The sequence below is a fragment of the Proteiniphilum sp. genome (genome assembly GCF_034927365.1).
Classification (GTDB): Bacteria; Bacteroidota; Bacteroidia; order Bacteroidales; family Dysgonomonadaceae; genus Proteiniphilum.
Genome location: NZ_JAYFQD010000007.1, coordinates 171081 through 194575, shown reverse-complemented (window position 1 = coordinate 194575; position 23495 = coordinate 171081). Strand labels below are relative to the sequence as shown.

Below are 23495 nucleotides of genomic sequence, written 5' to 3'. Positions count from 1 at the left end.
AATAAGGGTTATTTTGCGACTCTCTCTAACCATTTTACCATGAACAACATTGTAAACATGGAGATAAGGCATGCTGTGACAAATACCAGCCATGTGCCCCAGATAGAGATACTTTCATAGAAAATAGTACCGATAAAGAGCAACTGATTACCCAGTGCGGTTGCTCCCAGCCATGCACCCTGCATGATTCCCTGATACTGTGGAGGAGCAACTTTGGATACGAACGACAGTCCTAACGGGCTGATAAATAGTTCAGCAATAGTAAGAATAAAATAGGTGCCGATCAAGAGGAAGGGTGTCACCCTTTGTGCATCGGCCAGACCGCCCATCGCTTTCACTTCCTGAGAGCTTGGCAATCCAAGTGAGCCCAGAGCCAATACAGTAAATGCTACGGCGGCTATACCCATGCCAATGGCTATCTTGCGTGGAGTAGAGGGTTCTTTTCCTCTTGCTTTAAGCCATCCAAAGACTCCAATCACGATAGGGGTCAGGAACACCACAAAGAATGGATTGAAGAACTGGAATATCTCAGCACCCTTGATACTGGTAAATCCAAGGTCGATATTGATCATGCTCAAATCGGTATAATCGTTGGCGAAGAAGGTGAGTGTGACCCCATTCTGGTGGAAAGAAAACCAGAAGAAGATAACAACGCCGAATACTGCAAACAATGCATAAAGCCGTTGTTTGATTTCAGCTACGCTCATTTCTACTTCATTAGTCCCCGTGGTCACGAAAGCTTTGACTTTATCTGCCGGATTGGGTAGCTTGTTCCGGTTTACAAGGAAGATAGTGAGTGAGATCAACATCGCAAAAATGGCTGCAGCAAAAGCGTAATGGAATCCGGTATTGAAAACGTTCAGATACTCATTGGCAAAAGCCATTAAATCCGCCGGAGCACCGCCCAGAGTCGATTCCGCAGCAAGTTGTGTAAAGCGTTGAGATGCTTCTGGGGTTACTGTTCCCTTGATAAATTGATGACAAAGAGCCGGTAAATCGGAATTATAGAGGAATCCGTTGCGTTGCACCCACCAGTTTCGGATACCGACAGCAATCAGCGGCGCAAAAAGCGCACCTACGTTGATGAACATGTAGAAAATCTGGAAACCGGTATCACGCTTGGAACTGTATTTGGGATCGTCGTACATCTGTCCCACCACAGCTTGCAAATTCCCTTTGAACAGCCCGTTACCAAAGGCGATCACGAACAATCCTACACAAGTAAGAGCCAGATAGAGGGCAAAATTAGGAACAGGAGTTGGTGTTGGGATGGCGATAAGAAAATAACCCACTGTCATCAACACTAATCCTATCAGGATCGTGGATTTATATTTCTTTGTTTTATCTGCAATAAATCCCCCTGCAAGCGCAAGAAGATAGATCAAAGCATAAAATACGGAGTAGATGACCGTGGCCGGTGTTTTCTCCAAACCAAACTTGGAAATGAGGAACAATGACAGAATAGCCATCATAATGTAGAATCCGAAACGCTCGCCCATATTAGATAAGGCAGCCCCAATAAGTCCTTTTGGATGATTTTTCAACATTGATTTATTTGTTTAGGGATGTGTAAATTTTAGTGGGCAAATATAAAAATATTTTTGTTATAAGCACGATTGTTTGGATAAAAACTGATCTGCTTTTTAAATGTTTTATGAGGTCTTTGTGTACATTTTTTTAATATTCGATACATTTTTTCTTCATTTTGTTTGTTGAAAAAAAAAAAGTAGTACTTTTGCACCGTTAATCGTATGATGATTTTATCATGTCGATTTATAAAATTGAATATACAATGATTTGTTCTGTATTTGCATTTGCTTTCTGGTTTTACTTTTACTTTAGTAGGTAAGGGCAGGATTTTATATGCGAAATGAGACGAAAATAAAAAAGTCATATCAGAAATAAATAAAGTCCTGCCGATCACACGGTGGGGCTTTTTTTACTTAATAAAGATAGTTTAGATGAAACGAGTAGCCATTCAGGGAGGATTGGGTTCATTCCACGAGATCGCAGCCCGCGAGTATTTCCGTGGAGAGGAATTAGAGATTGTTCCGTGCAGCACCTTTCGGGATATCTTCGCGGAGACGAAGAAAGATTTCGATTTGATAGGTATGATGGCGATTGAGAACACCATCGCAGGAAGTTTGTTGCAGAACCACGACCTGTTGAAAATGAGTGATATGCAGATTGCGGGTGAGCATAAACTACGGATATCCCATTCATTGGTAGCGCTACCCGGTACGACGGTAGGAGAGATCAAAGAGGTGATGTCGCACCCTATCGCCTTGATGCAGTGTGAGGCTTTTCTCGATACCCTGCCGGGTATCAAAATTGTGGAACATGAAGATACTGCACTTGCGGGAAAAGAAGTGAGCGACAAGCAACTGGCATCGACAGCCGCAATCTGTAGCAGCCTGGCGGCTGAGAAGTATGGTTTGGAAGTGCTTGCTTCAGGCATCGAGACTAACAAACGAAATTTTACCCGTTTCCTGATCCTGGCACAAGGAGATATGCTCAAGGAGGTGCAGAAGGAAAATCATATCAATAAATCGTCGTTGGTTTTTGTGCTCCCCCACAGCGAAGGAAGCCTCTCGCAGGTACTCTCGGTACTCTCTTTCTATAATATCAATCTTACTCGAATCCAGTCGCTCCCCATCATCGGAAGTGAGTGGGAATATCAGTTCTATATTGATCTCACCTTTACCGATTACAACCGTTACCGCCAGTCGATTGATGCGATCATGCCGCTGATCAGCCGACTCAAGGTATTGGGGGAATACAGGGAGGAAAAACATGGGGCTGGATAGCTTTGCAGTTGTTTGCGCTTCGCGCGTTATTCGGCTTCGCTGTTATTCAATAGTTATTCATTCACCTCGTTCATGTTATTCGATAGTAACAATTGAACAACAACTGAATAACAATCGAAAATAAATTTCAAATTTGAGTCTTGACTCTTGGCTCTTTATTCTAAAAAAAATGATCCAACCAGCAGAACATATAAAATCGATTTCCGAGTATTATTTCTCGGTGAAACTGGCGGAAGTAGCCCGGATGAACGCAGAAGGGAAAGATGTAATCAGTCTGGGAGTGGGTGCCCCCGATCGTATGCCGTCGGAGGAGACCATCCGGACACTTTGTGAAACGGCACAGCGCCCCGATACGCACGCTTATCAGCCTTACACGGGCATTCCCGAGTTGAGGAGAGCATTCGCTCAATGGTATGGAAGGATATACCAGGTGGAACTGGCCGATGAGGAAGTGTTACCGTTGATCGGTTCGAAAGAGGGTGTACTGCATATCTCGATGGCATTTCTCAATTTTGGGGATGGTGTTTTAGTTCCCGATCCCGGTTATCCAACCTACAGTTCGGTATCGAAAATGCTGAGGGCAAATGTAATTCCCTACGATCTGGTGGAAGGAAATAACTGGGAGCCCGATTTCGAGGCATTAGAAAAGATGGATCTCTCAAACGTAAAGTTGATGTGGGTCAATTACCCGAATATGCCTACCGGTGCCAATGCATCGATGGAGTTATTCGGGAAGCTGGTTGATTTCGGTAAAAGACATGATATTATTATCTGTCATGATAACCCCTACAGCTTTATCCTGAATGATAAACCGATGAGTATCCTGTCGGTGCCGGATGCCAAGGATATATGTATAGAACTGAATTCTTTGAGCAAATCCCATAACATGTCGGGCTGGAGAATGGGGATGCTGGCTTCCAATCCTCAATTTGTGAAATGGGTACTCAGGGCTAAAAGCAATATCGACAGCGGCCAGTTCAAGCCGATGCAACTGGCGACGATTGCAGCCTTGTCGAATCCGGACGAATGGCATGCCAACATGAACAGGATTTATGCCGAACGTCGCGTATGGGCCGAAAAGATTATGGAACTATTGCACTGTAACTACGACAAACGTCAGGTGGGGCTTTTCGTGTGGGGAAAACTTCCGGATAGTGCACCGGATAGTAAAACATTTGTGGATGATGTGCTTTATAAGGCAAGAGTCTTTATTACACCGGGAGCTATCTTTGGAAAGAATGGGGACCGTTTTATCCGGATCTCGCTCGGATCAGCCGCAGAGAAGCTGGAGGAAGCGTATAATAGGGTGGATAGGTGGCTGAGTGGAAAGGTGGAGAGGTGATAAAGTGGAGAGTGAAAAAATAAAAGTGAAAAGTGAAAAAATATTTCCAAATTTCTTCAGTTCTTGGACTTCTTCACTTCCGACTTCTAATTTCTAATTTGGCTACATCGATTTTCAATTCTAACTTCTTAATTTAACAATAACAAAACAATAAATATATGGATTTCGAATCAATCTTATTACCGGGTATAGAGGACAAGAGGCCGCTTGTGATTGCCGGCCCTTGCAGTGCGGAAACGGAAGAACAGGTGATATGTACTGCCCGTCAGTTAGCCGATGCAGGCATAAAGATATACCGGGCAGGTGTCTGGAAACCCAGAACTAAACCGGGTGGGTTTGAAGGAGTAGGTAGTCCTGCGATCAAATGGATGATGGAGGCTAAAAAGGAGACCGGCATGTATATGTCGACCGAGGTAGCCACAGAAAAGCATGTCTACGAGTCCTTAAAATATGGAATCGATATGTTGTGGATAGGTGCTCGTACTGTGGCAAACCCTTTTGCTGTGCAGGAAATCGCCGACACGCTCAAAGGGGTGGATATCCCGATCCTGATAAAGAATCCGGTTAATCCCGATCTGGAGTTGTGGATTGGTGCTATAGAACGTTTATACAATGCGGGCATAAAGCGATTAGGAGTAATCCACCGTGGATTCAGTACTTCAGATAATACTATCTATCGTAACCTACCCCAGTGGCATATTCCTATTGAATTGAAACGTCGTTTCCCGACGTTACCCATTATTTGTGACCCGAGTCATATCGGTGGCGCCCGCAATCTGATTTCTAAGCTAAGCCAGCAGGCAATGGATCTTAATTTTTCGGGTTTGATCATCGAATCGCATTGTTCGCCTGATGAGGCCTGGAGCGATAAGGCGCAACAGATTACACCTGCCACCCTCAAAGAGATTATCGATAATCTTGTGATCCGCGATACGATACAGACTACGGAAGATCTTTCCGTATTGCGCGAACAGATCGATGAACTGGATAATGAACTGTTACAGCTATTGGCTAAGCGGATGCGCGTGTCGAGAGAAATTGGACAATATAAACTGGAACATGATATGCCGATCCTCCAAACGCATCGGTACGATCAAATCCTGACCGACCGTGCCGGACAGGGCGAACGGATGGAAATGGCAGGTGATTTTATTAAACAGGTGCTGGAGGCTATTCATTCCGAATCGGTGCGTCAGCAGATGGTGATTATGGAGAGAGCGAAGAAGTGATGTTCGGCTTCGCCGTTATTCAATAGTTATTCCCCGCTTTGCGGGATGATTCAGTAGTTATTCATTCACTTGGTTCATGTTATTCGATAGTAACAACCGAATAACAACCGAATAACAACTGAAAATCTACCGAATAACAACCGAATAACAACTGAAAATCTACTGAATAACAATTGAATATATGAAAATATTAATTCTCGGAGCCGGCAAGATGGGGTCGTTCTTTGCCGATGTGCTTAGTTTCGAACATGAAGTGGCAGTGTTGGACCCCGACCCCCGGAAATTACGGTTTATCTATAACACGCAACGGATGACAGATGCGGCCGAGGTAAAAGATTTTGCACCGGAGTTAGTGATTAATGCAGCCACACTCAAATATACCATCCCTGCATTTCATAATGTATTACCCTATCTTCCGGAGACATGTATCCTGAGTGATATCGCTTCTGTGAAAACCGGATTGGAGGAGTTTTACAGGGAACGTACCCGTCCCTATGTCTCTACCCATCCCATGTTTGGACCCACTTTTGCCAGCCTGAGCGACCTGAGTAGGGAAAGTGCCATTATCATTTCCGAATCGTCGCACATGGGCAAGGTGTTTTTCAGGGATCTCTATCAACGGCTTAAACTGAACGTATTTGAATATTCGTTCCGGGAGCATGACGAAACGATTGCCTATTCACTCTCGATCCCTTTTGCATCGACATTGGTATTTGCTTCAGTGATGAAGCATCAGGAAGCACCGGGTACCACGTTTAAAAAGCATATGAACATCGCGCAGGGACTGCTCTCTGAAGATGATTACCTGCTTACGGAAATTCTTTTTAACCCCCATACTTCGGAACAACTCGAAAATATCAGGATAAAACTTCGAGAGTTGCTGGATATTATCGGTGAGAAAGACTCCGAAAAGATGAAGGATTTTTTAACCGGTGTAAGGAAGAATATTGAGTAGTTGTAGTATGATTACTAATTACTACATAAGCCGGATATAAATTATTTGGTGCAACTTGCAGGAATTGGTCCATTAACCTTATTGGCACATTGGCATATTAGCATGTTGACACATTATCAATTAGGCGCTCTCTTATAGAAAAATAAGGCGATTCCGGAAAAGATGATGTTGGGTATCCATGCGGCAATGAACGGGCTCATCCCTCCTTTCACGGCGAAAGTGGAACTCACGGTCATGAAAAGGATATAGGCCATGCTCAACGCCAATCCAATACCAATGTTGAGCCCCATTCCCCCTTTTACTTTCCGTGCGGAGATAGCAGCACCAATGAGGGTGAGGATAAAAGCCGAGAAGACAGAGGCAATCCGTGAATGGTACTCTATCTGGAAGGCCTGTATATTTCCCAATCCCCGTTCTTTCTGGCTCTTGACATATTTGCGTAGCTGGGGTGAGGTCATCATCTGCTGGTCTGTCTTGGCGATGATGAAATCGTTGGGTACAATTTGCAGGACGGTATCTATGGATGTACCTTTGGTAATGGTCTCTTGTAATCCTTCAAATCGTCTGATCTGGTAATTGTTGATAGTCCAGTGGTATGCCGAGTCATAACGTATAGATTGTGCCGTGAGCCTTGCAGATAGTCGAAGGCTGTCGAAATGATCCATCGAAAAATAGTATCCCGTTTTACTGGTCATGTCAAAGTTTCCGAAATAAACGATAGTCTGCGGCCCTATTCTGAACTGGATATCATGATCGCTGGTCACCTTTTTACGTGAATCTACATAGATCTGTTCGAAATTGATGCGGGTAGCATTGGCGGGCGGGATGATATAGCTTCCGAATACAAAGGCAAAGATAGCGATCACCAATGCAGAGATCATATAGGGCTTCATCATTCGTTTAAAACCGACACCGTTCGACAGGATAGCGATGATCTCGGAATTATTGGCCATCTTGGACGTGAAAAAGATAACAGCCAGGAATACAAAAAGCGGACTGAACAGGTTGGTATAATAAGGGATGAAATTTAAATAATAATCAAATACAATCGCTTTCAACGAGGCGTTATTGGTGATGAACTTGTCGATCTTCTCATTGATGTCGAACACCACTGCGATAGAGATAATCAGGGCGATCATAAAGACGTAGGTGCCCAGGAACTTCTTGATGATGTACCTGTCCAACCGTTTTAACCTGAGAAAGTCGTTCTTTATTTTCATAATCGTCTGGTCACATTTTCCAAGATCACCGGTTTCCACTCCGGGAAGTCGCCTGCGATGATATGTTTTCTGGCCTCCTGGACCAGCCAGATATAAAAGGCCAGATTGTGGATGGAGGCGATCTGTAATCCCAATATCTCGTTGACGTTGATGAGATGCCGCAGGTAAGCCTTGCAGTAGAGAGTGTCCACGAACGATGCGCCATCTTCTTCGATGGGTGAGAAATCGTTTTTCCACCGCTCGTTACGCATATTCATTATCCCCTGCTTGGTGAAAATTTGCCCGTTACGTCCGTTGCGTGTCGGCATGATACAGTCGAACATGTCCACACCCCGTTCAATGGCTTCCAGGATATTCTCCGGTTTGCCCACTCCCATCAGGTAGCGTGGCTTGTTTTTGGGCAGGATCTCATTGACCAGTTCCACCATTTCGTACATCTTTTCGGTGGGTTCCCCTACCGCCAATCCTCCGATAGCATTACCATCAGCTTCCTTGGCCGCCACATTCTCCGCAGCTCGGCGCCTAAGGTCGGGGTACACACAACCCTGCACGATGGGGAAAAGGGTCTGGCGATGTCCGTAGGGACATTCCGTCTCACGGAAACGGGCCAGACAACGGTCGAGCCACCGTTCGGTGAGGTCTAGCGATTTTTTCGCGTAGTCGTAATCGGCGTCTCCCGGCGTGCATTCATCGAAAGCCATCATGATATCGGCGCCGATGATGCGTTGGATATCGACTGCTTTCTCCGGTGTGAAGAAATGTCTTGAGCCATCAATATGCGATTGAAATTCTGCTCCTTCTTCGGTCAGCTTCCGGTTTTCGGTCAGTGAAAAAACCTGAAATCCCCCACTGTCGGTCAGCATCGGTTTGTTCCAACTGTTGAAGTGGTGTAACCCTCCTGCCTGTTGCAAAATCTCAAGCCCCGGCCTTAGATAGAGGTGGTAGGTATTACCCAGGATGATCTGTGCTCCGATATCTTCTTTCAACTCACTGATATGAACCGCTTTCACACTCCCCACAGTACCCACCGGCATAAACACCGGTGTCTCCACCTCCCCATGGTCGGTGGAAATGATGCCCGCCCGGGCACTTGATCTGGGGTCGGTATGTAATAGTCGAAAGTCCAATATAATCAGCGCTGACTGAGTTTAGGGGGCAAAGATAATGATTTAATCCCGATTTCTCGGGACAGGTAGTGATAATTTGCCAATATGCCAATGTGCCAATGAGACTAATATGCCAATCCCGATGATTCGAGACTACTTGCCCAGACTTGTCGAGGATTAGCGCCAATGTGGATAATGTGATTAAGAAGGTAAGAGCGACTTGAAAAGGCGTTTGAAAATAGTTAGGAGCTATTTCATAGTTTTCTTATTATTTCAATTGCCTTTTCCAATACTTCATCTCTTCCCTGTTTTATACCATTGATGGTTGGTTCAATCCAACTGTCAGGAACTATCCCGATGCGTTGTGTTTGTGTGCCATCAGGATAGCAAACGCCAATGCCGGAATTCCATGTTTTTAATCCGCCCGGAAGAATCATATCAGATGTATGCCCGTCTGCTCCTGCAGTTTGGCTGCCGACAATTGTAGTATTATCACCTGCACGAAACGCCATGGCTGTTGACTCTGAACGGCTTTGGCTCTTTTCGTTTACAATGACGACCAATTTCCCCGGATAATATTCCTTTGATTTAAAAACTTCAAATTTTCCACGCAAATTAAATTCCCCGGGATTGTCCGGATTTCCTACTGAATATCTTTCGAAAACCGTATCTTTTGATACAAAAAATGATCCCAAATTACTTGCCACTTCATATAACGCAGAATAATTACGAATATCTATAATGATACCTTTTGTATTGATAAATTCTTTTTTGATGGCATCCATATCTTCTGCCCTTATTGTCTCCAGGTTGATATAACCAATGCCTTTGTCTAACAATTTGTAAGATTTAACCGTATCCGGTATACTGTAAACATGTTGATGCAGCACCTCAAAATGTACAGTACTTATTTTCTCTTGTTTCATTTCACCGGACGAAATATAATTGACAAGAATAGCATTGTTGTTTGAACGAAGCATATCGCCGGCAATATCTCTCATTCTTGCTGCTTCATTAGAGGCGGGATAATAATTTCTTACGCTGTCGACAATGGCTTCAATTGGCTTCCCTTCAATATGCGTGATGATATCACCAATTTGTAATCCGGGATCATTTATTCTATGTTCATTCGGGATTTTTGATTTGATGGTGTTGTCCGTTACTACCAGCTTGTTTTCAATAAAACGGACAGAAACTGGTGCATACCGGTCTCCTCTCAACAAGCTGATCTCTCTCCCTCCCTCCAATAAAATGGCATGGGAATCTGATAATTCGCCAATTAATCGAACGGAAGCTAATTCATAATCCAACCTGTTTTTCGCATCCATAAAATATGGTATGTATTCTTTCAACACCGTGCTCCAGTCCTTGTCCGTCAAATCCTTATACGGAAAAAAGTAGTTTGTCATATTCCATAATCGGAATAAAGCCAATAGGCGAAACCCGTCATCGGGATAATCCATTTCTGAATATGGGTTCTCATTTATAAACAGGGGTCTTTGATACGGATAATCCATTCGTACGTAATATTGATTTCCCTGGTGCCTGTTCTGATAAACATTGTGCAGCAAATTTTTCACTTCTTGATCGAGGTCGCTTTCATAAATCCACGACAAATCGGGCTTGAGTATGGCAGCGTCGGATGTTGCCTGGTAGGTTATACATTCCGGCACTCTTCCATAACGGTTAATCCATTTTCGCAAAACTCTATCCCTCTGGTGATTGTTGTCTGCCCTTAAATAAACACGCAGTATCCTGAAAAGCTCATAGTCCCAATTGTATTTCCCGTCGGCAATAGCCGGATGATGGTACTTTAGCAACCCCCATATCTTGCCAAGTAGTTCCAGGTCATTTATTTTTTGTACTGTCAGTTCCGGAAATTCGATTTTGGAGCCATTATCAAAAGTGTTATCCTTTTTTGCCGGAGAAGATTTATATCCGAAATAAAGGAGTTCGCTGTCAGGAAGTTCAATGTCTTCAATATTTTCTCCATCGATTGAAATCTGCAAATTGTCTACCCACATTTTTCCTTTTCCCCACAATCCGGCGCCAAGAAGTATTCCTTGTGTGTTTTCAGGATCCAGATCCATCTCTAACGTTATTTCATATTTTTTCCAATCGGTAGTACCTGTGACTCCTCGCTGCCGCATATTGTCAAAAGCAATCTGAGGGTCGATTCGCACCCATAAGCCGGCATACCCGTCAGTCACATTTTCTGTTTTGATATATCCTGACAAGGTAATTTTTTCTCCTTCATAATTCTTTGGAAGAATTAATTGGATCGCCTGGAAGTAATTTTGAGAATTGGAAATACCCCCTGCATACTCTATGGCAACCGAATAACTGCCAGACTTTACATCGGTGGAATCTATGGAAATAGTATAGTTGGGTTGGAAATACATTCTATACCATCCCTTAGGCATACCATTTTCTATTTTCTCAAAGTCCAAATTGAGTATGGAATTGTTTGTAATTGTTTGATTGCAGCTATATATCACGAGCAAGGACAAAATGAAAATTGAAAGGAATAATTTTATTTTCATACGCACAACATTATAAAAGTAAGGTCTCCCCCAAAAGTAGTGAATTAACTCCAATTCTGGTTGAACTTCAGGAAAAGTTTAAACTTGGCTCGTATAAAGTTCATTGGCTCGTTTATTTGTGCCCTTTGCAAGGTTCAAACCGTCTGTTTTGAAAAGTTTGCCTGCGGCTTTAACAATGACTGCAAAAGAGGTTCTTCCCTACGCCGGATACAGAATTTTCGGTCATCAATAACCGAAAATTCTATTGTAGATAATCTGAAGATGAATTTCTACGGTGAGATAATCCAATAGGAATTGGGCCAATCTCCCTTTGTAGACAAATAGGAGTCCCATCGGGGAGGGGTTTGAAAATAGTTAGGAGTAAAATGATTATTGATTTGAAGATGTGAGACAAGATTGGAGATTTTTTCTAATTCTTTGGTTTTGTTGTATTTTTTGTCTATTTTTAGCGTAAAATTACCCTGAAACATGAATATAGATACTCCCCGGACAGTTGTTACCGCTTGTAGATAAGGTTTCCAAGTGGCAAGTAGTTTTTGAGTTCCTGTTTTGTCTTACCTGCTCCCCTCATAGATAAGAAAAAGGGATATATGAAAAGAAGAATATTTATATTGCTTTTTTACTTAAAAGGGCATAGTTCAAATCTTGCCAATGACGACTTTAGAAGTTGTAAAATAAAAATCTAAAAAGATGAAAACAAAAAAATTAAAACTACTGAAAACCCTTCAACTCCTTTTGCCGCTTTGTATGGCGCTGTTGGTGGCAGGGTGCGAAAAAGAGAAAGAAAAAAAACTACAGTATGAAATTTATGAAAACCATGAAATTTCTGCCTGTGGAGTGGAAGACCCTTTGGTGAATATTGAATGGCTGAAAATAACATGTGACAAAATAGTATTGAATAAGAATCACATCCATTCAAGTTTTAAAATTGACTTATATGAAGAAAACGAGACCAAGGAACATGTAATTTTAATTCCTTACTCTCCGGATAAAGGAATATTTAATGATAATGTGTACGACTGTTCGGGAAAAATAACCGTCTATTTTGCTGGTAAAGCAGGAGAACCTACATCTGTACCTCCTCAATATCCTTTAGGATTGTATTGTAAATATGTTGGGACACTTTGGTCATTAACTATAAAATAGAAATATCATGAGAAAAATATTACTCTTAATAGCATTGGCATTTTGTTTTCAAACGCAGTTGAAAGCAGTCCCAGCTTATCCTTATCCGATAGAAATAATTCAACCCGACGGTAGCAGTTTAACTATTATGCTAAAAGAAGATGAATATTATAGTTGGACAGAGACAACCGATGTGGTAAGTGTAGAGTTAAAAGTGAAGCAACAGCAAGATAGTACTGCTGTTCCTCAAAATATGACTTCGGCTCGGATATCGGGGATGTATGAAATTCAACTGTGGAGTAGTGCTTCCCTGTTGAAAACCGATAAGACCGACCAGCCCAAATATCAGATTTCCGTGAGTGGATTACCTGCAGGCATCTATTTTATACGGGTAATAAAAGATGGAAAGACTTATACCAAGAAATTGATAAAGAGGTAATTTAGTCTCAAATCAGTCAGGTATATGTATATTCATAAATAGAATTTTCGGTCATCAATAACCGAAAATTCTATTGTAGATAATCTGAAGATGGATTCTTCAGGTTAGAGAATTCTTATGCTACTCGTTGGTGAAAACCCGAATAAAATCGTATTTTTGTTCTCTATATAACATTTTATAGAATCACTTTTTCGTTATGTCTTTGACAGGGGGTATTTCTCTGTCTGATATTACGGATGAAATAATGAAAAAAATATGGAGAATAAACCTGAGTTAATGACAAGGAAGCCTGACTGGCTCAAAATATCACTCCCGCAGGGGAAACAATATCTGGATGTAAGAGAGATTATTGCGAGGAAAGGATTGCATACGATCTGCGTAAGCGGAAAATGCCCTAACCTGTCGGAATGCTGGGGCAGGGGAACCGCCTCTTTTATGATCCTTGGCGATGTATGTACACGTGCTTGCCGCTTCTGCTCCGTGAAGACGGGAAGTCCGCAGGGCATCGTGGATTGGAACGAACCGGAACGTCTGGCAGAAAGTATAGAGAAGATGAAGTTGAGACATTGCGTGATCACCAGTGTGGACAGGGACGACCTGCCTGATCTCGGCGCGGAATTCTGGGCGACTACAGTCAGACGCGTGAAAGAGAGAAATCCCGAAGTGACACTCGAGACGCTAATTCCCGATTTCAACGGAATAGAGGAGTTGATTTATAAAGTGATAAATGCGGGTCCGGAAATCATATCTCATAATATGGAAACCGTAAGACGGCTGACGCCGAAAGTGCGCAGCCGTGCTAAATACGATGTCAGCCTCAAAACGATAGAGACTATCGCCAAAAGCGGCAAGGCAAAACCCAAATCAGGTATTATGGTCGGTTTGGGTGAGACCGAAGAGGAGATACTGGAGACGATGGACGACCTGGTCAACGTAGGTTGCCAGGTACTCACTGTGGGTCAGTATCTGCAGCCGACCCGGAAACACCTGACGGTAAAAGAGTTTGTGACACCGGAGCAGTTCCGGAAATATAAAATGATCGGACTGGAGAAAGGATTCAAGTTCGTCGAAAGCGGCCCGCTGGTACGTTCTTCCTATCACGCGGAGAAACATGTTTAATGTGCCAATATGCCAATGAGACTAATGTGCCAATGACTGTAGATGTGATTTTTGAAAACCTCGGGCGTATCCGTTACAAGGAGGCGTGGGATTATCAGGAGACGTTGTTTGAAAAGGTGGTTCAGGAGAAAGCGGAGAAGACGGAGGATAAGGATCAGTATCTCCTCTTTTGTGAGCATGAGCATGTCTACACCCTCGGTAAACATGGCGATAAACAAAATCTGCTGATTGCCAATCATATTTGTAAGAGCAAAAATATCGATCTGCACACCATCGACCGGGGGGGGGATATCACCTATCATGGACCGGGACAGTTGGTGGTTTACCCGATCATCGACCTGGGATCGTTCGGGATGGGAATAAAAAGTTATATATCCACCCTTGAGGATGTGGTAATAGATACATTGGACTCTTATAGTATCAAAGGGGAGAAAGATGCTAAGGCAATGGGAGTGTGGATTGACGCAGCCGATCCGGCAAAAGCAAGGAAGATTTGTGCGATTGGTGTGCGGGCGAGTCGTTTCGTGACGATGCATGGTCTGGCACTTAATATCAATACCGATCTTTCCTATTTTAACTATATCAATCCCTGCGGATTCAGGGATCGTGGTGTAACTTCCCTTCAGAAGGAATTGGGTCATGAAGTCGACTTTGAGGAGGTCTCTTCACGAATGAAGGAAGCTTTTACCCATCGCTTTGAAATGGAGTTATATACGACTTAAACATTTTTAACCCCTAAACTAAGAGAAACCTCTTTAACATTTCTAATTTTGTAAGTCGAAAAAAATCCACACATCTTATAATTAAAAAAATATGAGCCAAGTTGTCGATATTAAGGAGCTAAATGAGAGAATAGAGCAAAAAAGCGGCTTCGTCCAGACACTCGTTAACGGAATGAATCAAGTGATCGTGGGACAGAAACATTTAGTTGAGTCGTTACTGATTGGATTATTGTCAGACGGTCATATCCTGCTGGAAGGAGTACCCGGGTTAGCAAAAACACTGGCTATTAAAACGCTGGCTCAGCTGATAGATGCAGATTACAGCCGTATCCAGTTTACTCCCGACCTGTTGCCTGCTGATGTAATCGGAACCATGATCTACAGTCAGCGCAAAGAGGAGTTTCAGGTGAAGCACGGTCCCATTTTTGCCAACTTCGTGCTGGCCGATGAAATAAACCGTGCTCCCGCCAAAGTGCAGAGCGCATTACTCGAAGCGATGCAGGAACGCCATGTAACTATCGGCGAGCAGACATATAAACTGCCTAATCCGTTCCTGGTGATGGCAACCCAGAACCCTATCGAACAGGAAGGTACTTATCCGCTGCCCGAAGCACAGGTTGACCGTTTTATGTTGAAAGTGATTATCTCCTACCCATCCAAGGAGGAAGAGAAACAAATTATCCGGCAGAATATCTTTGAACCTGTTTCCATTGACAAGGCGGTTATCTCTAAAGATGCAATCCTTGAGGCACGCAAAGTGGTGAGAGAGGTATATATCGATGAGAAAATCAGTAAGTATATTGTAGATATCGTATTTGCATCCCGTTTCCCCGACCAGTTTGGTATGGCGAACCTGAAAGAGATGATAGGCTTCGGGGCATCTCCCCGTGCTTCCATCAATCTGGCACTGGCTGCCCGTGCCTTCGCCTTCATCAAACGCCGCGGCTATGTGATCCCCGAGGATATCCGTGCCGTTTGCCATGATGTGCTTCGCCATCGTATTGGTCTTACCTACGAGGCAGAAGCCAATAACATGACCTCCGAAGAGATCGTCAGCGAAATTCTGAACAGGGTAGAGGTGCCGTAAGGAGTAAATGCAGGATACAAATGGAGACGACCGACCTACTTAAAAAAGTACGACATATAGAGATCAAGGCGCGTGGCCTTTCGCGGAATATTTTCGCGGGAGAGTACCACTCTGCGTTCAAAGGGCGTGGTATGGCTTTCTCTGAGGTTCGGGAGTACCAGTACGGTGACGATATGCGTGATATCGACTGGAACGTGACGGCACGTTATAACCGACCCTATATCAAAGTATTCGAAGAGGAACGAGAATTAACCGTGATGCTGCTGATCGATGTGTCGGAGAGTTTGGGTTTTGGCTCCCAGTCGCTCCTGAAACGTGATATAGTGGCGGAAATCGCAGCTACACTGGCATTCTCGGCGATCCAGAACAACGATAAAATCGGTGTGATTTTCTTCACCGACAAGGTAGAGAAATTTATTCCTCCGAAAAAGGGAAGGAAACATATCCTTTATATTATCCGGGAGATCTTAGGTTTTAAGCCTGAGAGCAACGGAACTGACCTCAACGCTACACTATGCTATATGACCAACGCTATCAAGAAACGGTGTACCGCTTTCCTGATATCTGACTTCATTGATGGCGGCGATTACAAGCAGGCTCTCCGGATCGCAGCCAAGAAACACGATGTGGCTGCTATTCAGGTGTATGATAAGTTAAGCACCGAACTTCATCCAGTGGGACTGATGAAGGTAAGGGATCCGGAAACAAGAGAAGAGCGGTGGATCAACAGCTCTTCTAAAAAAGTGAGGGACCGCTACCGTTCATGGTGGAACGAGCTGCAGTTGTCGATGAATAACACCTTTCGCCAGAGTGGGGTAGACAGTGTATCGGTCTCTACCGAAAGCGATTATGTGAAATTGTTACTGCAACTATTTAAACAGAGAAAGTAACTTTGAAACGGAAAAAACTATATATCGTCTCATTGTATAGGGCAGCCGCTGTGGTAGCATGCCTTATATCTGTCGCTTCCCTCACCGCGCAGAAGTCTTCGGTGCAGGCAACCGTACAGCCTACAGAAATTGAGATCGGTGAGCAGGCGTTATTAAATCTGAAAGTGATTACCCCGAAAGAGCGTATTATTCATTTCCCGGTGTATGATAAGGAGATAGTCCCGGGGATCGAAGTGATTACCATGCTTCCACCTGATACCCTCATCGAGAACAATGTGATGACACTCAACTTCAAGTATCTGATCACTTCGTTCGATTCCACATTGTACCATGTACCCTTTATACCCATTTATGATGGAATAGATACCATCTACTCCAACTCATTTGGACTGAAGGTTACATCGCCGGAGTTGTCCGATTCCACATTGGCTTATCTGGAACGGATGAACAGGGGAGAGACAGACTCTATCGATTTCAGGCAACTGCAACTCTATGATATAAAACCGGTACACAAAGCTCCTTTTGTGTGGACCGATTATCTCTGGGTACTATGGATCCTGCTGGGGGTAATATTGCTGATTGGTTTGATAGGTTTTATCATCTATCTTGTACTGAAGAAAAAGAAAAAAGGGTACTTCTTTAAACCTCCCGAAGTATTGCCGGCTCATGTGCGCGCACTTGGTGAACTTGATAAGCTTAAAGCTGAGAAAATATGGCAGCAGGGAAGAGAGAAGGAATTTTATAGCAAGTTAACGGATGTACTTCGTGTTTATATCTACGAACGGGAGGGAATCAACGCGATGGAGATGACTTCGGGAGAGATACTGAACGCAATCCGTAAAACGACCGATATAGAATCGGTATATGAAAACCTGAAACAGATTCTTTCTACTTCCGATTTGGTGAAATTTGCCAAGTACAAACCCTATCCAGATGAAAATGACCTGAGCATGGTCAATGCTTATTTCTTCGTGAACCAAACCCGGGAGCCGGACCCTGTTATCAGGGAAGAGGAGACTGAAAAGGAGGGGGAGACCGGGAGACGAGGAGACCAGGAGAATAATATTGAAAAAAGTAAATGAGAATGGAATTTCTGCATCCTGAATATCTATATCTGTTGTTGCTGATCATCCCGCTGATTGTGTGGTATGTGCTTCGTTTGTCGAAGACGCAGGCTTCATTTAAATTGGCTTCTACCGGTGCTTTCAGAGGGATGAAACCCGATTTCAGGGTTTATATGCGGCATTTTCCGTTTGTGTTGCGGATGATCGCTATTGCGCTGATCATTGTTGTGATTGCCCGTCCACAATCTGTGGATAGTTGGGAAGAGACGGAGACACAAGGGATTGATATCGTGATGGCACTCGACGTGTCGAGTTCCATGCTTGCACAGGACCTTCAACCGGATCGCCTGCAGGCAGCTAAAAAGGTGGCAGCAGAATTTATTACCGACCGTCCCAACGACAATATCGGGTTGGTAATCTTTGCCGGTGAAAGTTTTACACAATGCCCGCTCACTACCGATCATAAAGTGCTGTTGAACCTACTCAACGAGATAGAGTTTGGAATGATAGAGGATGGCACAGCCATCGGGCTTGGATTGGCTACTTCGGTGAATAGGTTGAAAGATAGCCAGTCGGATTCACGGGTGGTGATCCTGCTCACCGACGGAACCAATAACAGCGGACAGATCGCTCCTCTCACGGCTGCCGATCTGGCGCGCTCTTATGGCATACGCGTCTACACGGTGGGTGCGGGTACTAAAGGTATGGCACCCACTCCGGTGCCTTCACCATACGGAGGGGTCAGGATGCAGAATATGCAGGTGGATATCGACGAGAAGACGCTCACCGAGATTGCCGCGAGGACCGGAGGACAGTACTTCCGGGCGCAGGATACCGAAGGACTTCGCCAGGTATATGAAGAGATCGACGAGATGGAGAAATACCTGATCAGCGTACAGAATGTGACGCGACGCAAGGAACTGTTCCTTCCCTTTGCTCTGGCAGCACTGGGATTGATATTGTTGGAGTTGTTATTACGAAGGACATGGTTGAGAAACGTGCCCTGATAAAATACGATGGATATGTTTAGATTCGGAAATCCGGAATATTTGTGGTTGTTCATCGCCATGCCCCTGTTGCTGGCAATATACATCTATTTGAACATCAGGAAACGAAAGGACGTACAGAAGATGGGTAATCTCTCTACGTTGAAGATGATGATGCCCGAACTGTCGCTCAAACGTTCATATCTGAAATTCTGGCTGATTTTCGCAGTGTTGTGTGCAGGTATCATTATGATTGCCCGCCCGCAATTCGGTACGAAAGTGGAGACGGTGGAGAAAGAGGGTATTGAATTGGTGATCGCTATCGATGTCTCGAACTCCATGATGGCCGAAGATGTCTCGCCCAACCGGCTGGCAAGGGCCAAGCAGATATTGTCGAGGCTGATCGACCTGCGTAAGAATGATAAGATCGCATTGATTGTGTTTGCCGGAGAAGCATATGTACAAATGCCGCTGACATCGGATACACAGTCGTCGAAGATTTTTCTCAATACCATCGACCCGAGCCTCGTTCCGATACAGGGTACTGCTATAGGGCAGGCAATCAACTTGGGGATGAGTTCTTTTTCCGGAGATCAGGGAATAAGTAAAGCGATGGTAATTATTACTGATGGTGAAGATCACGGGGGAAGTACAGTGCAGGCCGCTGCTGAAGCCGCAAAGGCAGGAGTGACAATTAACGTGGTGGGAATTGGTTCTCCCGATGGGTCACCGGTCCCTGCTCTGGAGTATGGAAGTAAATTTATGACCGATTCCGAAGGTAATGTAGTGGTCTCCCGACTGAATGAGCAGATGGCAATGGAGATCGCCCAGAGCGGAGGAGGGATGTATGTCCGCGCAGACAATTCGAACAATGCCATCCGTGCACTGGAGACACATCTCGATGACCTGGAAACAGGGAAGACTACCAGCCTCACCTATTCGGAATATGATGAGAAATTCTCACTGCTCGCCTGGATAATACTGGTAATTCTGTGGGTGGAGATACTTCTTTATGACAAGAAAAACCCGCTGTTCAGGAATGTGAGAGTGTTTAAGTGATTCGTTTACTGTTTGATTGTTTAACTGTTAAATGAAAAAGTGAATTGATATAAAGTTAGGCAAAGCTAAAATCAACGATTCAAAAATTCAACGATTTTGAAAGAATGAATAAGTATCTTATAAAATATATCATGTTTCTGATAATGGGGATAATGCTTCCTGCAGCTCTCTCTGCGCAGAAAGATGCCAGGAAGAATATCCGTAAGGGGAATAAGGAGTATCAGCAGGAGAAATTTTCCGAGGCGGCTAAGTTCTATGGAAATGCAGTGGAGGAAAATGCTGCATCCAAAGAGGGGAATTTCAACTATGGAAATGCGCTCTACCGGCAGAAAGAGTGGGATCAGGCGGTTGAGAAATACAACCATTATATTGCATTAGAGCAAGAAAAGCCTGAGGATGCTTCCGCTGCATGGCATAATATAGGGAATGCGACATTGCAAAAGAAAGATTTACAGAATGCGATGGAAGCCTATAAAATGGCACTTCGTTTGAATCCCCGGGATGATGAGGCCAGGTATAACCTGGCGGTGGTGCAGAAAATGCTCCAGGATCAAGAGGATCAGGATCAGCAGGATGATCAGCAGGATCAACAACAAGATGACCAGCAAAAAGATCAGCAGCAACAGGAACAACAACAGCCGCAGAACGATCAAAATAAGGAGAAAAAAGCGGAAGAATCGCAACAACCCGAGCAGATGTCGCGCGACAATGCCCGACAATTGCTTCAGGCAATAGAACAGGATGAGCGTGAGACCCAGGAGAAGGTGCAACAGATAAAAGCCAAAGAAAGAGAACAACAGGCTGAAAATAACAGGAGAAATAATAAGAATTGGTAAGACTAATTTAACAATGTGCTAATATGCCAATGCGCCAATGAATTAAAAAATTGAATATTCTTGCACTTATTGACTTCTAAAGAAAAAATAACTCATATGAGACGCATATATATACATTTTCTTCTTTTCGCTGTATTGTTGACAGGCGCCAGCAAGATGTCCGGACAAGAGGTGACCTTCAAGGCTGTCGCCCCTGCGGCAGTGGTTGAAGGGGAGCAATTCAGGCTGAGTTTCATCTTGACGAATAAGGTAGGGAGAGACCTTCGTATACCCGATCTGCCCGATTTTGATATTCTGTTTGGCCCGGTCACTTCCCAAGGTCACTTCCAGAGTAACATAAATGGTAAGATGACCTCAGAGAGCTCCTATACCTATACCTATACCCTGATGGCGAAGAAAGCGGGGAAATTTACTATTCCAAAAGCTTCTATCAAGGTGGATGGGAGTAATTACGAATCCAACACCCTGCAGATAGAGGTACTTCCTCCCGATGAATCTTCTTCACGGCAACCCACAACTGGAGGGAACCGGGCTGAAGAGCGTTCGTCCGACAAAAGGGCGGCCACCGTTTCTTCCGATGATGCTTTTATCAGGGCAATCGTTTCAAAAAATGATCCTTATGAGCAAGAGGGCTTTACCGTTACTTTCCGGCTCTATACCACACTTGATGTAGTCAACTTCGGGAAGATCCATTTCCCCGAATTTGAGGGGTTTATGGTTGAGGAGGTGGATCTTCCCATGAATCGTCAATTGCAATTGGAACGATATAACGGAAGAAACTATTCCACGGTCGATCTTCGAAAGACATTGCTGTTTCCGCAACGTTCAGGCCAAATATCTATTCCTCGCGGTAGCCTCGAGATGGTCTTCTCCGTTCGGTCGGGGAAAATGGCTTCTACCTTCTTTGGTAGTCAGGAGTTGATGGTAGACGTGAAAAAGGAGTTGGTGACAAATCCCTTGACGATTAACGTAAAGCCTCTCCCTGCCAATAAGCCGGCCAGCTATGCCAATGCCGTGGGCTCCTTCTCATTGAAATCTCGTATCAATTCTACGGAAGTGAAGGCCAATGAAGCAATCACAGTGACATTGGAGATATCGGGTACCGGGAATATAAAACTGATAAGGGAACCTGCGATAGGATTTCCCAATAATTTCGAGGTATATGATCCCACAATCACTAACTCTTTGAACGTGACAACTAACGGACTGACCGGGATGAAAAAGATAGATTATATGGCTATCCCGCGGTACGAAGGATCTTATACTATTCCGGCTGTCGAATTTACCTATTTCGATCCCTCCAGAAACAGCTACCAGACATTGACTGTACCTGAACAAAGCCTGCAGATTGCAAAAGGAGACCAGGGCAGCAATGTGGGAAGTACTTTTGTAAACCGGCAGGATGTGAAGGTGGAGCAGGATATCCGTTTTTTGAAGACAGGCGAGCCTTCCTTTGTTTCCGGAAATCTCTTGTTTGTGGGTTCATTGAATTACTGGTTATGGTATCTCATTCCGCTCATCATACTGATTGCCTTATTTATCGTTAACCGAAAACAAGCGCGTGAAAATGCAAATGTGACGTTGATGCGTACCCGGAAGGCAAATAAAATGGCTATTAAAAGGTTGAAAGCAGCGAATAAATATCTCAAAGAACAGGATAAGGAGCATTTCTACGATGAAATGTTACGTGCACTATGGGGATATTTCAGCGATAAATTGTCGATTCCGGTGGCGCGCCTTTCAAGAAATAATATCGAAGAGGAGCTCTCGGGAAAAGGAGTCAACGAAGAGTTGGCTGCCCGATTTATCGGGATTCTGGATACCTGTGAATTTGCAAGGTATGCTCCAGCCGAGAGTAATGCTGAGATGGACCGGATTTACAACGACACGATGAATGCAATTGAAGAGATGGAAAACAAGTTGAGGAAAGCAATTAAATGATGTGTTGATTTAATGATTTATGCCCATAATCAGCTAATCAGTAAATCAGCTAATTTTCAAATCGAAATAATATGATACGTAATATATTCAATTTCATTTGGCGTTTTCTACGTTCGGCAAAACAAGTAAATTTGTTTTGCTCTTACTTAACGAAAACGTTGGTCTTTGTTTTGACGTTGTACTGTGGTATGGGGATAGCGGTGGGACAGGAAGTGAGTGATACACTCTCTCAGAGTGGTCAAACAGTGTCAGAGCCGTCGACAACGGGAATGGAGGATAGAAACGATGTCGCAGCCCAAGCGTATCGCAGTCAGGATTATAAACAAAGTATTGCCCTCTATGAAGAGCTTATAGCGCAAGGGAAATCTGAGGATAAAGTGTCGGCTCAACTCTATTACAACCTGGGAAATGCTTATTTCAGGGATAATCAGTTGGGCAGGGCGATTCTTTGTTATGAAAGGGCACTGCTTCTTGATCCAGGTGATGGCGATATCCGTCATAATCTCCGATTTGCACAGAATCGTACTGTGGATCGTATCGATACGGCCGCCAATCTATTTCTTACCAACTGGTTCAGAGGTATCAGGAATATGTTCAGTTCGGGCCAATGGGGAACCATGGGGATAATATTTTTTATACTGTTCCTGGTTTGTGTGGGTGTTTATCTTTTTATGCGACTGCTATGGGCGAGAAAAAGCGCCTTTTACGCAGGTATTGTGTTATTTCTGTTAGCGATTACTGCAAATGTCTTTGCTTTCAGTCAAAAGAACGAGCGTGTGCGAAAAGACTCCGCTATTGTGATGTCGGGGGCAGCAGCAGTGAATGCATCACCCGATAGCCACAGCAATCAGCTTTTTGAACTGCACGAAGGAACGAAAGTGAGGATCAGAAATAATGATGGTAAGTGGTTTGAGATTCAGATCTCTGATGGTAGCGTAGGTTGGATCCGTCAACAGGATGTTGAGATTATTTAATATGCCAATGAAATGTTTGTTGAACTGTTGAATTGGAAAGATGAATTGAAA

Annotated in this window: 20 protein-coding genes; 16 read left to right on the top strand and 4 right to left on the bottom strand. The window is 43.9% G+C overall.

Annotated features, from left to right (window positions below; all coding sequences use genetic code 11):
• Nucleotides 1-8: 8 nt before the first annotated feature.
• Entirely contained in the window at nucleotides 9-1547 is a 1539-nt protein-coding gene (locus VB073_RS04415; RefSeq protein ID WP_323402934.1) for a peptide MFS transporter, read from the bottom strand.
• 414 nt (nucleotides 1548-1961) lie between these two features.
• Here VB073_RS04415 and VB073_RS04410 point away from each other — a divergent pair, with 414 nt between their 5' ends.
• The 4 genes from VB073_RS04410 (at nucleotide 1962) to VB073_RS04395 (ending at nucleotide 6333) form a co-directional block, all read left to right on the top strand.
• Nucleotides 1962-2807: a prephenate dehydratase gene (locus tag VB073_RS04410; protein WP_323402933.1), complete on the top strand. Its 846-nt coding sequence runs from the start codon at nucleotides 1962-1964 to the stop codon at nucleotides 2805-2807.
• A 169-nt stretch (nucleotides 2808-2976) separates the two neighbouring features.
• A complete protein-coding gene (locus tag VB073_RS04405) occupies nucleotides 2977-4149 on the top strand; it encodes a pyridoxal phosphate-dependent aminotransferase (RefSeq protein WP_323402932.1) in 1173 nt (390 codons plus the stop codon).
• 158 nt (nucleotides 4150-4307) lie between these two features.
• Nucleotides 4308-5378 carry a bifunctional 3-deoxy-7-phosphoheptulonate synthase/chorismate mutase type II gene (locus tag VB073_RS04400; RefSeq protein WP_323402931.1) on the top strand — a complete coding sequence of 357 codons (1071 nt, stop codon included), beginning with the start codon at nucleotides 4308-4310 and terminating at the stop codon, nucleotides 5376-5378.
• 181 nt (nucleotides 5379-5559) lie between these two features.
• On the top strand, nucleotides 5560-6333 hold the full coding sequence (locus tag VB073_RS04395) for a prephenate dehydrogenase/arogenate dehydrogenase family protein (protein WP_323402930.1): 774 nt from the start codon (nucleotides 5560-5562) through the stop codon (nucleotides 6331-6333).
• 116 nt (nucleotides 6334-6449) lie between these two features.
• On the opposite strand, the gene VB073_RS04390 is transcribed toward VB073_RS04395, so the two are convergent.
• The 3 genes from VB073_RS04390 to VB073_RS04380 all read right to left on the bottom strand — a co-directional run bounded on the left by VB073_RS04390 (nucleotide 6450) and on the right by VB073_RS04380 (nucleotide 11109).
• Nucleotides 6450-7553: an LptF/LptG family permease gene (locus tag VB073_RS04390; protein WP_323402929.1), complete on the bottom strand. Its 1104-nt coding sequence runs from the start codon at nucleotides 7551-7553 to the stop codon at nucleotides 6450-6452.
• Nucleotides 7550-8680: a tRNA guanosine(34) transglycosylase Tgt gene (gene tgt, locus VB073_RS04385; RefSeq protein WP_323402928.1), complete on the bottom strand. Its 1131-nt coding sequence runs from the start codon at nucleotides 8678-8680 to the stop codon at nucleotides 7550-7552. Before tgt ends, VB073_RS04390 begins: the two co-directional genes overlap by 4 nt.
• A 233-nt stretch (nucleotides 8681-8913) precedes the next feature.
• A complete protein-coding gene (locus tag VB073_RS04380; RefSeq protein ID WP_323402927.1) occupies nucleotides 8914-11109 on the bottom strand; it encodes a S41 family peptidase in 2196 nt (731 codons plus the stop codon).
• 783 nt (nucleotides 11110-11892) lie between these two features.
• Here VB073_RS04380 and VB073_RS04375 point away from each other — a divergent pair.
• The 12 genes from VB073_RS04375 (at nucleotide 11893) to VB073_RS04320 (ending at nucleotide 23444) form a co-directional block, all read left to right on the top strand.
• Nucleotides 11893-12348 (top strand): hypothetical protein, encoded by a 456-nt coding sequence (locus tag VB073_RS04375; RefSeq protein ID WP_323402926.1) that lies wholly within the window; start codon nucleotides 11893-11895, stop codon nucleotides 12346-12348.
• A 7-nt stretch (nucleotides 12349-12355) separates the two neighbouring features.
• Nucleotides 12356-12766 (top strand): T9SS type A sorting domain-containing protein, encoded by a 411-nt coding sequence (locus tag VB073_RS04370; protein ID WP_323402925.1) that lies wholly within the window; start codon nucleotides 12356-12358, stop codon nucleotides 12764-12766.
• 255 nt (nucleotides 12767-13021) lie between these two features.
• Complete coding sequence (lipA, locus tag VB073_RS04365) at nucleotides 13022-13885, top strand: lipoyl synthase (protein ID WP_323402924.1); 864 nt, start codon at nucleotides 13022-13024, stop codon at nucleotides 13883-13885.
• A gap of 32 nt (nucleotides 13886-13917) precedes the next feature.
• Nucleotides 13918-14607: a lipoyl(octanoyl) transferase LipB gene (gene lipB, locus VB073_RS04360; protein ID WP_416349501.1), complete on the top strand. Its 690-nt coding sequence runs from the start codon at nucleotides 13918-13920 to the stop codon at nucleotides 14605-14607.
• 91 nt (nucleotides 14608-14698) lie between these two features.
• The gene (locus tag VB073_RS04355) at nucleotides 14699-15694 is read left to right on the top strand and encodes an AAA family ATPase (RefSeq protein WP_323402922.1); all 996 of its coding nucleotides are present in this window, start codon (nucleotides 14699-14701) and stop codon (nucleotides 15692-15694) included.
• 20 nt (nucleotides 15695-15714) lie between these two features.
• Complete coding sequence (locus VB073_RS04350; RefSeq protein ID WP_323402921.1) at nucleotides 15715-16584, top strand: DUF58 domain-containing protein; 870 nt, start codon at nucleotides 15715-15717, stop codon at nucleotides 16582-16584.
• A 2-nt stretch (nucleotides 16585-16586) separates the two neighbouring features.
• Entirely contained in the window at nucleotides 16587-17666 is a 1080-nt protein-coding gene (locus tag VB073_RS04345; RefSeq protein ID WP_323402920.1) for a hypothetical protein, read from the top strand.
• A gap of 2 nt (nucleotides 17667-17668) precedes the next feature.
• Nucleotides 17669-18655 (top strand): VWA domain-containing protein, encoded by a 987-nt coding sequence (locus VB073_RS04340; protein ID WP_323402919.1) that lies wholly within the window; start codon nucleotides 17669-17671, stop codon nucleotides 18653-18655.
• Nucleotides 18656-18670: 15 nt separating this feature from the next.
• On the top strand, nucleotides 18671-19693 hold the full coding sequence (locus tag VB073_RS04335; protein WP_323402918.1) for a VWA domain-containing protein: 1023 nt from the start codon (nucleotides 18671-18673) through the stop codon (nucleotides 19691-19693).
• Between the two features lie 104 nt (nucleotides 19694-19797).
• Nucleotides 19798-20529, top strand: a complete 732-nt coding sequence (locus VB073_RS04330) for a tetratricopeptide repeat protein (RefSeq protein WP_323402917.1) — start codon at nucleotides 19798-19800, stop codon at nucleotides 20527-20529.
• A gap of 96 nt (nucleotides 20530-20625) precedes the next feature.
• Nucleotides 20626-22470 carry a BatD family protein gene (locus tag VB073_RS04325; protein WP_323402916.1) on the top strand — a complete coding sequence of 615 codons (1845 nt, stop codon included), beginning with the start codon at nucleotides 20626-20628 and terminating at the stop codon, nucleotides 22468-22470.
• 71 nt (nucleotides 22471-22541) lie between these two features.
• Complete coding sequence (locus VB073_RS04320) at nucleotides 22542-23444, top strand: tetratricopeptide repeat protein (protein ID WP_323402915.1); 903 nt, start codon at nucleotides 22542-22544, stop codon at nucleotides 23442-23444.
• The last annotated feature ends 51 nt before the right edge of the window (nucleotides 23445-23495 follow it).

Coding starts and splice junctions, on each gene's coding strand:
- VB073_RS04415 (WP_323402934.1), bottom strand. CDS start 1,547: ATGTTGAAAAATCATCCAAAAGGACTTATTGGGGCTGCCTTATCTAAT.
- VB073_RS04410 (WP_323402933.1), top strand. CDS start 1,962: ATGAAACGAGTAGCCATTCAGGGAGGATTGGGTTCATTCCACGAGATC.
- VB073_RS04405 (WP_323402932.1), top strand. CDS start 2,977: ATGATCCAACCAGCAGAACATATAAAATCGATTTCCGAGTATTATTTC.
- VB073_RS04400 (WP_323402931.1), top strand. CDS start 4,308: ATGGATTTCGAATCAATCTTATTACCGGGTATAGAGGACAAGAGGCCG.
- VB073_RS04395 (WP_323402930.1), top strand. CDS start 5,560: ATGAAAATATTAATTCTCGGAGCCGGCAAGATGGGGTCGTTCTTTGCC.
- VB073_RS04390 (WP_323402929.1), bottom strand. CDS start 7,553: ATGAAAATAAAGAACGACTTTCTCAGGTTAAAACGGTTGGACAGGTAC.
- VB073_RS04375 (WP_323402926.1), top strand. CDS start 11,893: ATGAAAACAAAAAAATTAAAACTACTGAAAACCCTTCAACTCCTTTTG.
- VB073_RS04370 (WP_323402925.1), top strand. CDS start 12,356: ATGAGAAAAATATTACTCTTAATAGCATTGGCATTTTGTTTTCAAACG.
- lipA (WP_323402924.1), top strand. CDS start 13,022: ATGGAGAATAAACCTGAGTTAATGACAAGGAAGCCTGACTGGCTCAAA.
- lipB (WP_416349501.1), top strand. CDS start 13,918: ATGACTGTAGATGTGATTTTTGAAAACCTCGGGCGTATCCGTTACAAG.
- VB073_RS04355 (WP_323402922.1), top strand. CDS start 14,699: ATGAGCCAAGTTGTCGATATTAAGGAGCTAAATGAGAGAATAGAGCAA.
- VB073_RS04350 (WP_323402921.1), top strand. CDS start 15,715: ATGGAGACGACCGACCTACTTAAAAAAGTACGACATATAGAGATCAAG.
- VB073_RS04340 (WP_323402919.1), top strand. CDS start 17,669: ATGGAATTTCTGCATCCTGAATATCTATATCTGTTGTTGCTGATCATC.
- VB073_RS04335 (WP_323402918.1), top strand. CDS start 18,671: ATGTTTAGATTCGGAAATCCGGAATATTTGTGGTTGTTCATCGCCATG.
- VB073_RS04330 (WP_323402917.1), top strand. CDS start 19,798: ATGAATAAGTATCTTATAAAATATATCATGTTTCTGATAATGGGGATA.
- VB073_RS04325 (WP_323402916.1), top strand. CDS start 20,626: ATGAGACGCATATATATACATTTTCTTCTTTTCGCTGTATTGTTGACA.
- VB073_RS04320 (WP_323402915.1), top strand. CDS start 22,542: ATGATACGTAATATATTCAATTTCATTTGGCGTTTTCTACGTTCGGCA.